Source organism: Zoogloea sp., from assembly GCF_028693495.1.
Taxonomy (GTDB): Bacteria; Pseudomonadota; Gammaproteobacteria; order Burkholderiales; family Rhodocyclaceae; genus Zoogloea.
Genome location: NZ_JAQUVG010000081.1, coordinates 1 through 16,334, shown reverse-complemented (window position 1 = coordinate 16,334; position 16,334 = coordinate 1). Strand labels below are relative to the sequence as shown.

Here is a 16,334-nt window from a genome sequence, read left to right as displayed (position 1 = left end):
TCCCTCGCTGCGCTGAACCATCCTGAAGGGCTTGATCAGGCCCACCAGCCCGGCCGTCTCGATCACGGTCTCCATCGAATAGCGGACCTTGTCATGGGACCAGGCATGGGTGGTGCGGCCGATCACAAAATTCTGCTCCCCGCGGATCACGTCGTACTGGATCCGGCCCGAGGCGAGCCACAGCTCGGCGATCTGCGGCCCCGCGGGCGCCTGCACGTCCGGAGCCGGGGGCCCGCCAGGTGACGCTGGGGCGGTCGCCCCGTCAGGCTCGACGGGCGCAGGGTCGTTTTCCGCCGCCAGGCCGCCAGCGGCCTCGGGCACGCTGGCGAGGGGAGCGGGTCCGCTGGCCGGCGCCGGCTCGGCCACAGGCGCCGGCTTGCGGGGACGCGGCCGGGGCGGCGGCGCCTCACCCAGCACCGGCCGCTCAGCGGGCGGCGGCTGCAGACCAGGAGGGGGCAACGGAGCCAGGCGGGCACTGAGGGGCGGCAGCACGCTGGCCTGCTCGGTGGGCAACTGCCAGGCAGGCGCCAGCAGGATCACCAGATGGGCGACCACCGACACCGCCAGGGCAAACCCCAGGCTGCGGCGATGGCGGCCAGCCAGGGCCATGATCCGTCAGGCCCCGGTGGGCGGCACCGTCCAGCCGGCAGGCCCGGGCGCTTCATCCAGCACCGCGACCCGGTGGCCTTCCACGGACAGGCGCCCCTCCACGAACCAGCGCACCGCCTGGGGATAGATCCGGTGCTCCTGCACCAGCACCCGGGCCGCCAGGGCCGCTTCGTCGTCTCCCGGCAGGACCGGGACCACCGCCTGGATGACGATCGGTCCGCAATCCAGGGTGGGGGTCACGAAATGAACCGTTGTACCCGCCACCCGCACCCCCGCCTCCAGGGCGCGCTGATGGGTATGCAGCCCCGGGAAGGAAGGCAGCAGGCTCGGGTGGATGTTGAGCAGACGGCCGGCATAGTGCTCGACGAAACCGTTGGTGAGCACCCGCATGAAACCCGCCAGGACCACCAGATCGGGGGCGAAGCCATCGATGACGGCGGCCAGGGCCTCGTCAAAGGCCTCCCGGCTGGGGTAGGCCTTGTGGTCCACCACCCGGGTGTCGATGCCATGATGGGCGGCAAAAGCCAGGCCGGCGGCATCCGGACGGTTGGCAATGACGGCGGCAATGCGGGCGCCGGGAATGGCGGCCCGGACGATGGCTTCCATGTTGGAGCCCCGCCCGGAAATCAGGATGACGATATTTTTCATGGCTGGTCAATCAGCCGGCCACGGCGGCACGGCGGCTCTTCAGCCAGCCCAGGAAGACCGGAATCAGGGAAATGGCGATGATCCCGAGGATGACCACCGACAGGTTCTGCTTGACCACCGGCATGTTGCCGAAGCCATAGCCGAGCCAGGTCAGGGAGAAGATCCAGATGCAGCCCCCGAGGAAATCCAGGGCCACGAAGCGGGGATAGGTCATCCGCGCCACCCCGGCCACGAACGGCGCAAAGGTGCGCAGCAGCGGCAGGAAGCGCGCAATGATGATGGTCTTGCCCCCATGGGACTCGAAATAGGCATGAGTCTTGTCGAAGGCCGCACGGTTGAAGAGGCGGGAGTTTTCCCAGCGGAACACCTTGGGCCCGATGGTGTGACCGATCCAGTAGTTGACGTTGTCGCCCAGCACCGCCGCAGTCAGCAGCACCCCGCACAATACATAGATGTCCATGCCCCCGGTGGCGGCCAGGGCGCCCGCCACGAACAGCAGCGAGTCACCCGGCAGGAAGGGAAACACCACCAGCCCGGTTTCGCAGAAGATGATCAGGAACAGGATCGCGTAGATCCAGGTGCCGTACTGGGCGGTGAGCATCTCCAGATGCTTGTCCAGGTGCAGGATGATGTCGATGAAGAAGGTAATGAGTTCCATTGCTGCGCCGCAAAAACTTCAGATGGCCACATGATACCGGAGGCGTCCGCCGTGGCGGGACGAATCCCGTCACGACGCCCGCCAGCGGGCCGGACTCAGGCCAGGGCCTTGCCGACGATCTCCACCACATCCGGCGACAGCCCCTCTGCCGCGGCCACCTGCTCCAGGGCCACCCGGATGCGGGCCTGGATGGCCGGCGTGAACTTGCGCCACCCCTCCAGGGCGCGCGCCATGCGCGAGGCCACCTGGGGATTGTTGCGATCCAGGGCGATCACCTGCTCGGCCCAGAAGGCATAGCCGGCACCATCCGCCCGGTGGAACTCGGCCGCGTTGGCCTTGAAGAAACCGCCCAGCAGCGCATACACCTTGTTCGGGTTGGACAGGCTGAAGGCGGGATCGGCCATCAGGGCCTGCACCTGCTCGAGGGTGGACGGCGAGGCCTCCGACCAGCGCCAGGCCGTGGCCTGGAGCTGGAACCACTTGTCCAGCACCAGGGCGTCGTCCTTGTAGCGTTCGTGGAAGGCCTCGAGGGCCTCCAGGCGCTCCGCCGCGTCGCTCTGCACCAGGGCCGCCAGGGCGCCGTAACGCTCGGTCATGTTGCCCGCATGCTGGAACTGCAGCGTGGCCATCTGCACGGCGGTCGGACCGCCCCAGGCCATCATGTAGCGCAGGCACAGGTTGCGCAGCGCACGCCGGCCCGCATCGGCCGGGTGATAGCGGTATTCGCCCTCCACCTCGAGATCCAGGTAACGGGCCAGGAAATCCCCCTGCAGGGCCTGCCCCAGTTCCCGCATCAGGTGGATCATGGCCTGGCGCAGGGGCGCCGGATCGGCCGGGGTCATGCGCTCGAGCAGGTAGGTTTCGGAAGGCAGGGTCAGGGTCTCTGCAACGAAGCCCGGATCCAGCGACGCATTCACCAGCAAGGCCCGGAAGGCATGGCCGAAGGCCTGGGGCACCTCCAGCCTGCGGCCCGCCGCCGCCTCGTCCGCCAGCGCCAGGATGACCCGCTCCATGTAGCGCTGGGCGGCGTCCCAGCGGTTGAAGGGGTCGCTGTCGTGGGCCATCCGGAAGGCCAGACGGGCATCCTCCTCGTCCACCTCCAGGATCACCGGCGCCGAGAAGCCGCGCAGGATCGACGGCACCGGCGCCGCCGCCAGCCCGGTGAAACGCCAGCTCCGGCGGGCCTCCTTGAGTTGCAGCACGCGGGTCGGGTCGCCCGGGTGAGCCTCACCCTCCAGTTGCAGCGGCAGGTCGCGGCCATCCGCACCGATCAGCCCCACCGCCACCGGAATGTGCAGGGGCTCCTTGTCCGGCTGGCCGGGGGTGGGCGGGGTGTGCTGGATGAGGGTCAGGGTATAGGTCCCGGTGGCCCCATCGAACACCCCCTCGGCCTTCAGCCGGGGCGTACCCGCCTGGCGGTACCAGCCCATGAAGAGGTCCAGATCCACGCCGTTGGCCTCGGCCATGCAGCCCACGAAGTCATCGCAGGTGACGGCCTGCCCGTCGTGGTACGAAAAATACAGGTCCATGCCGTTGCGGAAACCTTCCACCCCCAGCAGGGTGTGGAGCATCCGGATGACCTCGGCGCCCTTCTGGTAGACGGTGGCCGTATAGAAATTGTTGATCTCCTGGTAGCTGTCCGGGCGGATCGGGTGGGCCATCGGGCCGGCATCCTCGGGGAACTGGCCGGCACGCAGGCCGCGCACGTTGGCGATGCGGGTGACCGCCCGGGCCGAGGCCGCCGCGGCCGGCGAATCGGAGGCCCGCGCCATCATGTCGGCGGTGAACTGCTGGTCGCGGAAGACGGTGAGGCCCTCCTTCAGCGTGAGCTGGAACCAGTCGCGGCAGGTGACCCGGTTGCCCGTCCAGTTGTGGAAGTATTCGTGGGCGACGACGCTCTCGACGTTTTCAAAGTCCAGGTCGGTGCCGGTGTCGGGGTTGGCCAGCACGTACTTGGTGTTGAAGATGTTGAGGCCCTTGTTCTCCATCGCCCCCATGTTGAAGTCCGACACCGCGACGATCATGAAGCGGTCGAGATCGAGCTCGAGGCCGAAGACCTCCTCGTCCCAGCGCAGCGAATGCACCAGCGAATCCATCGCGTGGGAGACCCGGTCGAGGTCGCGCGCCTCGACCCACACCTGCAAGAGCACCTCGCGGCCCGACATCGTCTCGACCTTGCGCTCCAGCGCCCGCAGATCGGCGGCCACCAGCGCGAACAGGTAGGACGGCTTGAGGAAGGGGTCTTCCCAGCGGGCAAAGTGGCGGCCGTTCGGCAAGGTGCCGGTCTCGAGCAGGTTGCCGTTGGAGAGCAGCACCGGGCAGGTGGCGGCGTCAGCTTCCAGCCGCACCGTGAAGCGGGCCATCACGTCGGGCCGGTCGGGGAAATAGGTGATGCGCCGGAACCCCTCGGCCTCGCACTGGGTGAAGTAGCCGCCACGGGACTGGTACAGGCCGGACAGCGTGAGGTTGGCGGAGGGGTCGATGCGGGTGACGATGTCGAGGGTCACGGTGTCGGCCGAGACGTCGATCTCGAGGCCGGTGTCGGTCTGGCGCAGCTGGCCTTCGGCGGGCTCAGCCCCGTCGATGGCGATCGAAACCAGCTCGAGGCCATCGCCGAAAAGCACGATCGGGCCGCCCGGCGCATCCTCGTTGCGCACGCAACGCAGGCGGCTCGCCACCCGGGTCGCCTGGGGAGCCAGGCTGAAGTCCAGATCCACCGTCTCGACGGTGTAGGCCAGCGGCTGGTAAGCCGAGCGAAGGATGGGAGTACCGTGTTGGGAGTGCATGGGGCGTCCTTGAAGGGTTCTTCGACAAGGGCCGGATTTTAGCTCGCAAAGGGGAAATCCGGGCTGCAGGGAGCGCCTGGGGCTTCAGCTACTGCATCTGTTCTGAAGCGGCTGTACAACCTGTCGGATCGGATCAAGGGATAGGCCCCTTAACCCCGAGAATGCCATGCCATATGCCGTGGACTATATTTTTAAGGCGTTTGAGCCGTAGTGGCGCAAAAACAAGAAAAACGAGCAAAATCCCCGTGAGTCGATAGATGTCATTTACGCGCCATTGCCAGCTGACCCCCCGGGTCAGAATCAGTCTGACGCTGTTTCTGTAAATGTAATAATGGCGCAAGGGGGAATGCACTGCAATGCGTCGCGAACGCATCAAGGGAATATGGATGCCTTCGTCCCCAAGGCGATGAAACATTTCTGCTTTACACACGCCATATACAGGCCATCCCTTTTTTGCCGCCCGAAGGCACCACTCAGTATCTACATGATCGATGAAAAGCGATTCGTCCATGTGCCCTATGGACTCGAGAGCGGCTATGGATATAAGAGACCCTGAGGAGATCAGAAAATCGGCACGAATGATGTCGTCGTCTTCCGAGCACGCAATGGGCTGAAAGCGAATTCGGCCAAAGCGGACAAATCTGGAGCGATGCCCTGAAACGGGATCAATAAAGCATGGGCCAACCGCAGCCACGTGCGTATTTACGCTCAGTCGTTGATGTGCAAGGTGCAGGTGCTGCACCATGTCTGAAGCAGGCTCGCTGTCTTGATCAAGGAGCAGCACATACTCAAAACCTTGTGAAATGGCGATCTGAATGCCTTGGTTATGGGCGGCTCCGAGTCCTCGATTGCTGTCGAACAGGCATAGCTGCAACCCTTCTTCAATGGACAGGCGTTTTAGTTGGGCAACAATCTCTGGCTTGCTGCCGTTGTCCACCAAAACGATCTGCCCAACCTGGCTTTTGGTTGCGCCGATCAAGCGGCCCAGTATGGATAGATCGGGATGGTAGGTGACGACAACCGCACAAACGTCGTTCATTTGGCTGGAGTTATGACGAACGAAGTCGGACATATCTTCCGTAAAGCCGATATGCCAACTTTGCAACGAGCCTGAACCAGCGCTGCGTTCGAAGCCTGCCTATCAGTTTCTCAGTAGGGTCAATTTCAACTGAGATCGCCGCTTCTGGAGCCGTAGGCTGGCTAGCATTGTCTTCGCTGGGTTTGACCTCAGTGTTCTGTGGGGCTTGTACTATCGTCTCGCCTCGAAGCTGGCTATAAAAGAAAGAAACACTGCGTGCGATTTCTTTTTGAGGCCCGCTCATTGCTTGCTGCTCATTCAGCAAGCTGGCTTCAAGCGACTTCTCGAGCTTGTCGATGAAAGGCTCCCACGCCCATTTTTTTGCAGTAGACTTTCCGTTGGCAATGAGTCGGTCGCGAAGCCCCGTATCTGAGATCAGTTTTTGTACGGCTTCGCGCGCTTCATTTATGTCCAGCGCGTCTACAACCAGTGCATTTTCATTTTCGATGATATATTCATCGTAGCCGGTTACTCGACCTACGACGACGGCACCACCGCAAGCCATCATCTCCATCGGTGGGCCGAAAAAGCCTTCTACCCTGCTGAGTTTCAGGAGAATGTCGCAGCTCGAATAAATCCTGCACATTTCACTCATGGGGACAGATTCAAAGAATCGATCGCAGCGCCAGCCTGGCTCAGGCTTGCCATAAGAACTCACGCACCAGATTTCTGCATCGAGATCTTGCACCGCCAGGAACGCCTCTCGCATGCCCTTGTAAGGCAGGCCAATCGCCCCTTCGAGAAGGATTCGTGGACGACCTTTCTTGGGTTCAAGAGGCTCGCACGGGTAGAAAATAGCATCGTCGAGACCGTTCGGAACAAGGGTTGCCTCGTACCCAAAGGATTGATGCAGCCAATTTTTTATCCAGCGAGCCTCGGTTAAATACTGAAAACCCAGAGTATAAGAGAGCCGGGTTATATGTTGCCACCCGCTGTTCTCCGGGTGAAAGCGCGTCTCATCGGACTGAACAAAGTAAAAATGGCGGCGGGCAGGAAGCAGCGGAACCCGGAAGGCGGTAGACCACGCCGTGGCGATCAATATGTCCACATCCGAGGGGTATTCAGCCATTGAAACGACCGGAACACTTTGACCCGGGAACCAGGACATCTCTTCGGCCGCTCCATCTACAACCAGATAGACTTCATGACCTCTGGACTTCAAGCGGTTCGCGTGCTGGCAAATGACCGCTATACCGCCCGATACGCCGCACCCTGGAATGAGGTAGCATATTTTCATAAATTCACCATCTGGTTGCGGCGTGTTGATCTAAAAGGTTGAACTGCTCTTGATGCGTTGAAGGAGTACGGCATAACAATAAACGGACGGCAACACCAGATTAAATTCTGCAACAAAAAACATTACCTAAAGAGGCTCACCAAGCGGCGGGTGCCGTTTCTCCAGGTGGTTGCAGTGCTGTCCAGTGCATTCAGCAATCGAGATGGAACGCCTGTAGAAAAGCGAGGAACTTCTCCCTGGCTTATCCGTTCTATCAGACTCATGAACTGGGTTTTCCCGTCGAGCAGCGTAGAGACTCGCTTGCGGCCCTCCGCTGCTATTTTTTCCCGCTCATCGGGGTGCGCCAAGTAGTAACTCACAGCCTCGTGCATTTCCGCTGGCGAAGTCACCTCGATATAATCAATACCTGGGCGAAGCCATTCGTTAGGCGTGATCTTTTCGCTGATAAGCAACGACCCGCACGCAAGCATCATCTGGACGCGCGGCTCCCAGGATATTTCGTTCTCGGCATGCACGTTCAGGCAAATGGCCGATTGGTTAATGTAGTCCACCAGCTCCGGGCCCCACATACCGTGGCATATGTGCAAAAAATGGTGCTTGTGTTTTAGCGCGCTAAAAAAACGCTCCCGGTGGTCCGTACTCCGGCCGATGAAAAAAAGGTCCCACACCCTTTCGGTCGAAACATGTTTGTACACTTCCGTTGCCACCGGGAACGCAAAATGCCCGGAGCAGTGAATCCCGTCCCACGCCATTACAGGCAGGGAGGCATCGTCGTAGTGAAAAAGATAGTCATAAGGCAGGCTTCTGATGCTTCTAAAGTGCAGATACCTGTTGACGCTGTCCCAGGTCTTTTCAATCCGGCCATTGATGATGCGAGGAAAGGGTTCGCTTGAAAGCGCAATTTTTACGCCAGGGATCTTTGCCAGGACATCGGCTGGAATGAACTCGCCCCGGAAGAAAAAGTTATAGTCGGCATCATATTCTATGAGCTCTGTAAAGTCCCATTGGTGAAGCATGGGCACCAATGGAAACTCTTTGACCTCTGCAAGATGGTTCAAGTCGCTTTCGTAAGTAAAACGAAAGTATTCAGGCTGCGAGATGAATGCCAGCTTTTTCTTGCCCTGATTCATTGCCGAACCTGCTTGCGTGAGGTGCCGACCGAAAGCCGGCTGATGGCGTCGTTCACTTGACGTTTCTCTTATTTATTTTTAGGCGTGCCGGACAGCAAGGCCGCTACTTTTTTCTGAAAAAGTACAAAAAGGTAGCGCCACTCGTTGGCTTCCTGCAGAAGCTGGTCTTTTATGCGCAAGCTTTCAGCCGCATCGGCCAGTGTCTGATCTTTGGCACGCAGCATCTCTTCGGCATGAGCCAGGTGCTCATCCTTTTGTGCAAGCATTTCTGCTGCGTGCTTTAGATGCTGATCCTTTTGCGCAAGCAATTCGCCAGCCTGGGCGAGATGGGCATCTTTAAGCGCCAGGGTGTTGGCTGCAGTCGATAGATTTTGATCTTTCAACTGCATGAGCGTGATTGCGTTGTCAATGTCGCGCTGTTTAAGGCAGACAAGCTCCGACTCCTCGATGGGCTGCTCAAACAACCCCGAGGGGAGTGCCGGCAGCGTTTCGTCAGAAGCAAGGGCGAGCCAGAAGATGGGCATGCTCAAGCCCGATGCGGTTTTGAGCTTTCCGTCTTCTTTCCAGTAGGAGGTTGCATCCGCGGGGGTGGATTCGGAAAGTATCAAAGACCCATACACGACCCGCTGCCCGAAATAACGGGTGTTCCTGAAATTCCCATCAATCAGCGCCTTGAACTCATCTTCGTAGAGCTCCTTGACGTGATGTTCGTTCACCACGCCCGGCTTGTCCGTGTAATGGTATTTGTCGGGGCTGGAAATCAACAGCACACCGCCGGGGCGCAGAACGCGCCGGATCTCGCTGATCATTTCGGTATGAAACGTGTGGTGCTCTATCGTTTCGAAGCTCACCACCACGTCCACAGAGTGGTCCGGCAAAGGTATGGCCGCACAATCCCCGACGCGATAGTCAAGGTTTGGCGCAAGGTAAGTCTTGCGTGCATGCTCTACCGCTTCAGTGGAAATATCCACGCCAATCACGTGCTGTGCCTGCTCGGCGAGGATTGCCGAACCGTAGCCCTCCCCGCTGGCGATATCCAGCACTTCTTTGCCCTTGCAGATGGATTGCGCCAGCAAGTAGCGGTGAAGGTGCTCCAGCTCGATATTGCCCAGTGTGCCCGGAATATAGCGTTCGCCGGTGAACTCAAGGCTGTTGGATTCGTTCATGCCGGCTCTCCGGAGACTTCCAAAACAATTTTGTGCATGGGAATGCCGATCAGGCCAGTAGAAACACTGCTGCTGGTGGATTTGAAGGGCACGGCATCGTGAATCCAGTGGTGCTGGACGTGATCGTCCTGGGTGCCATCCGCCAGTGCCACATTGATGGTGTAATCGCCCATGGGCAGGATCGGCATGAGGAACGTGAACTGGGCCTGGAGCACCACACCGGCGTCGCAACTTACCGGCTGTTCGCTGTACACAAGGAAAGTGTTATCCCCGAACAGCGCCTGCCCCAGTCGATCCTTGATGAAAAACCCGATGCTCGGGGAGCTCAGCGGTTCGTGGGTACGTGCCGAGACGACGAGCGTGACCAGCTCGCCGCCGACGACCCAGTTGAGCGCCGCGCCATTCTGGTCGAGGAAGGCCACATCAACGATTTGCGCTCCGCCCTTGCCAAACGAGGCCGCTTCGGGATCGAAGCTGAAGATCTGCATGTCGTTGCGCAGATTGCTTGCATTGATGTACTTGAGGCGTTGGTCTTCTTGCTCACGCTGGCGGCGGCGCTGAAACTCGATGGGTTTCATCTTGGTGGTGGTGCTCTTACCTTGCTGGGCTTCATAAAACGCCTCCAGGTAAAGCTCGCACACCTCCTTGGGGCTGCCCAGGTGCTGGACCTTCCCTTTCTCAATCCAGATGGCGTGGTTGCACAGGCTCTTGATCGAGCCTATGTCGTGGCTCACAAACAGTACCGTCCCTGTCTTCATGAACCCGCGCAAAAAGCGCATGCACTTCTGGGTAAAGAAGGTGTCCCCAACGGCCAGGGCTTCATCGATGATGAGAATATCCGCGTTGACGTGGGCGATCACCGAAAAGGCGAGCCGTACCATCATCCCGCTGGAGTAGGTTTTGACCGGCTGCTCGATGAAGTCACCGATATCGGCAAAAGCCAGAATGTCGGCGAACTTCTGGTCCACCTCGTCCCGGGTCATGCCGTACAGGGCGCAGTTCATGTACACGTTTTCGCGCCCGGTGAACTCGGGGTTGAAGCCCGACCCAAGCTCCAGCAGGGCGGCGATGCGTCCGTCCGTAAAAACCCGCCCGTTGGATGGGTTGAGCGTTCCACAAATGATCTGCAGCAGGGTTGATTTGCCGCTGCCGTTGCGGCCGATGATCCCTACGGTCTCGCCCCGGCGGATCTCGAACGACACATCATGGACAGCCCAGAACTCCTTGAAGTACTGCTTGCGCCCTCGATGCAGCATCTGCATCAACCGATCTTTGGGCTGATCGTAGATGTGGTAGCACTTGCTCAGGTTTTCAACCTTGATGGCGATCTCAGAGGACATCGGCGAAACCCTTGCGTGTTTTCTGGAACCAGGCAAAGCCCAGGTAAGCAATCAGCGAGGCCAGCAGCAGGTACTGCCCCAGGAGCGCCCAATTTGGCCAGTGCCCCCACACCAGCACCTCGCGAGACATCTCGATGGCGGGCGTGAGCGGATTCAAGAGCAGAAGGGGTTGATACGACTCAGGCAAGGCAGAGAGGGGAAAGAAAATGGGCGACAGGAACATGAGCGTAGATACGACCACCCCGGTGATCTGCGCGATGTCGCGCAGGTAAACGCCGATGGCCGCCAGAAACCAGGAGAGGCCAAGGCTCAACAGGATGAGCGGCAGGAGCACAAGAGGGAGGGCGATGGCGGTTGAGGGCACCTTTCCGAACAGCGCAAGGTAGAACACCGCCCAGACGACAAGGCTGACCAGCATATGGAAGAGGGCCGCCCCCAACGCAACCACGGGCAGGATCTCGAGCGGAAACACCACCTTCTTGACGTAGTTGGCGTTGCTCAGGATCAACCCAGGGGCCTTGGTCACGCATTCGGCAAACAGGTTGAAGACCAGGAGGCCGGCAAACAGTACCAGCGCGAACTCTGTCTTGGAGTCGCTCCCCGCCTGCCAGCGTGCCTTGAAGACCACGCTGAAGACAAAGGTGTACACTCCCAGCATGAAAACGGGCAGAAAGAACGACCACAGGATGCCGAGCATCGACCCCCGGTAGCGCCCGGTAACATCGCGCTTGACCAACGCGCTGACCAAAGATCGATGGCGCCAGGGGCTGAAAAGCATCTCCCGAGGCGAGACTGAAAAATTCTGCATTATTGTGTACTGAGAACGGGTGAGCCCACGGCGTCACCTTTTAGCTAAGGTCAACTGTTTGAAATGGCTTCAAAAAATGCTGTATGAGCAGGCCTTGATGCGATGCGGCCATACATTCTGCTTTATGCCTAGTTTAACCTTTTGAAAGGCCTCGTCGCAACGCGCCCCGAGATTTGATTACCACATTCACCACCTCAAATCAAGGGCCCTTTTGGCGTGATTGCGTGCTTTTACTGTTGTTTGTATGCAAATCTAGGGGGCTCTGCTGCTTGTGTGGCTCGACGATCCGCGATAATCTGCTGTCCGATGCAATTATAAATTGACAGTATCGACTGAGCTGATTGTCTATGCCCTGGCTCACGGAGTGTTGTTCCCCGGGTCCTGCACTGAGTGCAGATCGTCGTGGGGCTGGTGATGCAAGGCGTACTGAGCAGTTTTTAAGATTGCAGTTAAGTTGATTGCAGCACAAAAAGTACTGCAGTTTTATGGTTTTACCCTCAATCGATTGGGAGTTTTTCATGGCAATTCCTTCATGGTTTAACGAGTATTCTTATCTTGAAAGCAAACTGGCCCAACTGAAGGCTGCTGGAGAAACCAAGTACACCAACATCGTCCAGGTCAAGGACGCCATCCTCGCCGCGGGCTTTGCCACGACTTACGATCACTTTGCTGGGTACAGCCTGGCCGAGCGCACCAGCCCGAACGATTGGTTCAACACCGGCGAGTACCTGGCCGCCAAGGCCGCTCAGCTGAACACCGCTGAAGGCGTGACCACCTGGAACGCAGACCGCGTTGCCCTGGCCATCCAGAACGCTGGCATCGCCACCGCCTACGACCACTTCCTGGCCTACGGCTGGAAGGAAGGCGTCAACCCCTCCAACAAGTTCGATCTGAGCTCTTACCTCGAAAGCAAGGCAGCCCAGTCCAACCTGACCGTTGATCAGCTGAAGACCGCTCTGGAAGCCGCCGGCCTCGACCCCGTCAATCACTACATCCAGTACGGTTCCAAGGAAGGCGGTGTCGTGGTTAGCCCGGTTCCCACGTCCGAGCAGGTTCAAGGCGCTGGCGGTCAGACCTTCTTGCTCACTGCAGGTGTGGATACATTCACTCCGACCGCCTCCGGTGCCAATAAGACCACTGATGGCAATGACACCATCAACGGTACTGGCAAGACCCTGACCGCCCTCGACAACATCGATGGTGGCGCTGGTACTGACACCCTGAATATTCAAGATCCGGACGCTGTGATGGGCGCTGCCCTGCCGGCTGGCTCTGTCATTAAGAACGTCGAAAAGATGGTCGTGAATACGGCAGGCGCTCTGGGTCAAGTCACCTCGGCTGGTAGTACTGCCGCCAAAGAAGTTGACCTTCTGACGATTTCGGCTGTTGTCAACACCGTTGACAGCTACACAGTGACTTGGAATGGTGTGGCTGTGACCACCGCTCCGACTGACGGCACTGCAACCCTTGCCGAATCTGCCACGCTGATTGCCGGTGCGATCAATGGCCTTGCAGGCGCAACTGTTGCAACCGTCGTTGGTGATCAGGTCGTGGTTACCGCCCCCGTCGCTGGCACCGCTCTGCCCACCTACACAGTCGTTAGTAATACGTCTGGTACGGCTGACGCGGTTAACCGCGTTTCTAAAGCTGACTCGGTTGCCAACTCCACGGCCTCGGCTGCCACTACCGCCGCAGTCTTCGACGTTTCTGGCGTTACCGGCCTGACCGAATTCACTGGCTCTGCTGCTGGTGTTGTGAACCTGAAGGCTGCCGACACGACCGATGTCACCATGACCAACACCGCTGCTGCAGCTGTTACGGTTGCTGGCGGCAAGGTGGTGAACGTGACCAACGGTGCCGGCGCTGTGACCATTGACGGCGGTGCTGGCCTGACCACCGCTACCGTTACCGGCGGTACAACTGTTGCCATTGACGATCAAGTGTCTGGCGTTTCCTCGAAGACCCTGACCTCCGTTACTATCAACAAGATCGGTGGCACTGCCGCCTTGACTGGTGATGCTCTGACCTCTGTTACCTTGGGTGGTGCGAATGCTGTTCCTGCAGCAGTGAACATCACTAACGCTACGGCCGCCCACACGCTGACCGTCAACGCTGCTGGTGCTGGCTACGATAGCGCTGCCACCCCGGTTGCTCAGCTGGTTACCGTGACCGATACCAACGCGGCTACTGTTGCTTTCAACACCTCTGCTAAGAGCAACCTGGCACTGGGCAACATCGGTGCTGGCCTGACCAAAGTCACTGCTACTGGTGCTGGCGATCTGGCTCTGAGCCTGAACGGTACTTCGAACTCTGCTGTGGCAGCCTTTGATGGTTCTACCGCTACCGGCGGCTTGACCCTGACCAACGTTGCTGCTGCTACGGTTGACATCAAGACCGGTGCTGGTAAAGACAGCTTCACCACCACCCAGACCACCAAGTCGTCTTTCGACCTGGGCGCAGGTGATGACACCGTGACCGTTGGCTCTGCCTTGGTCGCTGGTACCACCATCAACTTGGGTGAAGGCAACGACAAGCTGCTGTTCTCCACCGGTGGTTCTGTTGCCAACTCAACTGCTACCGCAACGACGGCTGTTGATGCTGGTGCAGGCACTGACACCCTGGCCTTGGCCTTGGTGGGTGCGGCGAACATCGGCGTGTTCAAGAACTTCGAAGTGTTCGACACGGTTGGCATGTCCGCTGGTACCTTGGATCTGGATATTCTGGCTTCCAACAACACCGTGACCGGTATCGTTGGTTCCGGCGCTTTCACTGGCAACGGTACGGTCACCCTGACCAATCTGGGTTCGGGTGTTGGTTACTCGCAGAACGGTGCCTTCGACAGCGCTAACGACACCCTGGCTCTGACCCAGAAGGTCGCAGGCGCTCTGACCGTGACGCTGAATGCCGACAGCACCAGCACCACTGCCCAGAACGATACTGGCCTGGTTGCTACCGCGACTAATGCTACCTCGCTCAAGGCTGTGTTTGATGTTGACTCTGGTTACAACAACCCGACCGTTAACACCAATGACCAGACTCTGGCTCTGACTGGCTCCAAGGCAACTAGCTTGGAAGTGGTTTCCGGCGGTACCAATGCCACCAACGTATTGAATTACACTGGTGCTCAAGATGGTGCTAACGCTTATGACTTGCTGACAGGTGTGACAATCAGCGGTTCGCAGGCGCTGTCCTTCAACTACGCTGCTAACCAAGCCACTAAGATCGCTACCATTGACGCATCTGCAATGACCGGTGGTCTGACTGTTGGTACGGTTGCTCTGGCTAATGGTGGTACGATCAAGCTCGGTTCCGGTGCTGACTCGGTGTTGGTTGATAGCGCATCTGTCGCAGCTACCACCGCAAACATCGAAAGCTTGCAGAACTTTGCCAAGTCCACCTCGGCGACCGACGCTGCTGCAATCAAGCTGGCTGACAAGCTGAGCTTCGACTACACCGGCACCGATGCTAAGGATGCAGTCGCCGTTATCAGCACCGCAGCAACCGGGACTGGTTACACTGTGTCCGATAAGGGTATTGTTACTTTCACCGGTACTGGCCCGACCACGCTGGATGCTGCTCTGGCTTTGGCTAACACCGCAGCTGGCGGTGTAAATGGTAACGCTGTTGCCTTCCAGTACATCAATGACACTTATGTGTTCGTTGAGGGTGGTGCTTCGGCAGCTAACTTGACTACTGACGTTGTGATCAAGTTGGTTGGTGTCACTGGCGCTACTGCTCTGGTTGAGACCGGCACGGACATTCTGTTCCTCGCCTAATCTCCCCCGGAGACAAGCACCCGCCCTCGGGTAGGTGCTTGCGGTGAAAGCCATTGAAACCCTGTCCTTCGAAAGAGGGGCAGGGTTTTTTACGTCTGCTGACCGCAACAGCCTAACTGCCGATCTGCATATCATTTCAGTGATCTGACCAGATCGAACCCGCCCCGGTCGCCGCAAGGTGCCCGGGGCTTTCTTTCGTCCACCGTTTCCCCAGAGGAGTCCCATGCCATGCTGCCTGCCCTGTTTCCTACCCTGCTCGCCACATTGCCCACTGGCCCAGGTGCTGCCCTGGCCGTCACGGCGGCGGCGCTGACCTACGTGATCACCCAGCGCAACATCCACGCCAAGCTGAGCATTCGCTGAGCGCTCTGCGCCGCGATTCCCGAAACCCCTTCAACCCTGTGCCCCCGTGGTCTTCGTGACTCCGGGGGCTTCGTTTTTCTGGAGCCGACCATGCCCAAACCCAAGACTGCACCCGACCTGAGCCCCAAGCCCTACTGGCTACTCAAGACCGACATCGCCGCCAAGCTGTCGGCCCGCAGTACAGGCGGCATCACCTACGTCCTCCTGTCTGACACCAGGAATAAAAAGGACACCCACTTTAATTGCCTAAATCCATAGCACTGCCTACACTCAGCCCCATGACCCGCGCGGGACATTAGGGGACAGACCACGGTTTTCCTGAAAACCCTGTCCTTCTCACGAGGGGCAGGGTTTTTTCCATAAGCGCCTTGGTGCAGGGTCTTTACGGAAGAAATGACAAGGAGTTATCGCCATCGCCAAGCCAGATCCAGCCCTGATCGCCGTGCTCATCAACCGCGAGCACAGCCGCCTGTCGAGCCAGGTCAAGACGCTGGAGAGGGTGCTGCACGCGCCGTTCTCCGACAAAGAGCATCAGCGCCTGGTCCAACTGGCCGCCAACTGGCGTTCGCTGCTGGCCTTTGACGACGGCGCCCCGAAACTCGCCGATGCGCTGGAGGTGTTTATCCCCGCCTACCGGCAGCAGTCACCCGACCAGGAGAAGCTCCACGACGAGGTGGTCTTCCAGGCTGGCGTCTACCGCATGGGCCACTGGGCACTGGTCAAGCACTTCATCCC

13 protein-coding genes and 1 pseudogene are annotated in these 16,334 nt (G+C 59.2%); 4 read left to right on the top strand and 10 right to left on the bottom strand.

Features of this window, described 5'->3' with window-relative positions:
• The 10 genes and pseudogenes from PHD22_RS12875 to PHD22_RS12830 form a co-directional block, all read right to left on the bottom strand.
• Positions 1-609: pseudogene (locus PHD22_RS12875) on the bottom strand (hypothetical protein); the annotation flags it as partial.
• Positions 610-615: 6 nt separating this feature from the next.
• Positions 616-1,257, bottom strand: a complete 642-nt coding sequence (purN, locus tag PHD22_RS12870) for a phosphoribosylglycinamide formyltransferase (protein ID WP_299867443.1) — start codon at positions 1,255-1,257, stop codon at positions 616-618.
• A gap of 10 nt (positions 1,258-1,267) precedes the next feature.
• Positions 1,268-1,915, bottom strand: coding sequence for a DedA family protein (locus PHD22_RS12865; RefSeq protein ID WP_299867440.1), 648 nt, complete (start codon positions 1,913-1,915; stop codon positions 1,268-1,270).
• A gap of 95 nt (positions 1,916-2,010) precedes the next feature.
• Positions 2,011-4,701 carry an aminopeptidase N gene (gene pepN / locus PHD22_RS12860; RefSeq protein ID WP_299867437.1) on the bottom strand — a complete coding sequence of 897 codons (2,691 nt, stop codon included), beginning with the start codon at positions 4,699-4,701 and terminating at the stop codon, positions 2,011-2,013.
• 133 nt (positions 4,702-4,834) lie between these two features.
• Positions 4,835-5,773: a glycosyltransferase family 2 protein gene (locus PHD22_RS12855; RefSeq protein ID WP_299867435.1), complete on the bottom strand. Its 939-nt coding sequence runs from the start codon at positions 5,771-5,773 to the stop codon at positions 4,835-4,837.
• Positions 5,751-7,016 carry a glycosyltransferase family 4 protein gene (locus tag PHD22_RS12850; protein ID WP_299867432.1) on the bottom strand — a complete coding sequence of 422 codons (1,266 nt, stop codon included), beginning with the start codon at positions 7,014-7,016 and terminating at the stop codon, positions 5,751-5,753. Before PHD22_RS12850 ends, PHD22_RS12855 begins: the two co-directional genes overlap by 23 nt.
• Before the next feature lie 122 nt (positions 7,017-7,138).
• Positions 7,139-8,146: a glycosyltransferase gene (locus PHD22_RS12845; protein ID WP_299867429.1), complete on the bottom strand. Its 1,008-nt coding sequence runs from the start codon at positions 8,144-8,146 to the stop codon at positions 7,139-7,141.
• Positions 8,147-8,214: 68 nt separating this feature from the next.
• Positions 8,215-9,312 carry a class I SAM-dependent methyltransferase gene (locus PHD22_RS12840; protein ID WP_299867426.1) on the bottom strand — a complete coding sequence of 366 codons (1,098 nt, stop codon included), beginning with the start codon at positions 9,310-9,312 and terminating at the stop codon, positions 8,215-8,217.
• Positions 9,309-10,652 carry an ABC transporter ATP-binding protein gene (locus PHD22_RS12835; protein WP_299867423.1) on the bottom strand — a complete coding sequence of 448 codons (1,344 nt, stop codon included), beginning with the start codon at positions 10,650-10,652 and terminating at the stop codon, positions 9,309-9,311. The genes PHD22_RS12840 and PHD22_RS12835 overlap by 4 nt, the downstream gene beginning before the upstream one ends.
• Positions 10,642-11,388, bottom strand: a complete 747-nt coding sequence (locus PHD22_RS12830; RefSeq protein WP_299867420.1) for an ABC transporter permease — start codon at positions 11,386-11,388, stop codon at positions 10,642-10,644. The genes PHD22_RS12835 and PHD22_RS12830 overlap by 11 nt, the downstream gene beginning before the upstream one ends.
• Positions 11,389-11,978: 590 nt before the next feature.
• Between PHD22_RS12830 and PHD22_RS12825 the strand changes: the two genes are divergently transcribed.
• From PHD22_RS12825 to PHD22_RS12810, 4 genes are all read left to right on the top strand, one after another.
• Positions 11,979-15,236, top strand: a complete 3,258-nt coding sequence (locus PHD22_RS12825; RefSeq protein ID WP_299867417.1) for a hypothetical protein — start codon at positions 11,979-11,981, stop codon at positions 15,234-15,236.
• Between the two features lie 228 nt (positions 15,237-15,464).
• Entirely contained in the window at positions 15,465-15,599 is a 135-nt protein-coding gene (locus PHD22_RS12820) for a hypothetical protein (RefSeq protein WP_299867414.1), read from the top strand.
• A gap of 90 nt (positions 15,600-15,689) precedes the next feature.
• On the top strand, positions 15,690-15,857 hold the full coding sequence (locus tag PHD22_RS12815; RefSeq protein WP_299867411.1) for a hypothetical protein: 168 nt from the start codon (positions 15,690-15,692) through the stop codon (positions 15,855-15,857).
• 184 nt (positions 15,858-16,041) lie between these two features.
• The coding region (locus PHD22_RS12810) for a hypothetical protein (RefSeq protein ID WP_299867408.1) at positions 16,042-16,334 on the top strand (293 nt) is incomplete at its 3' end.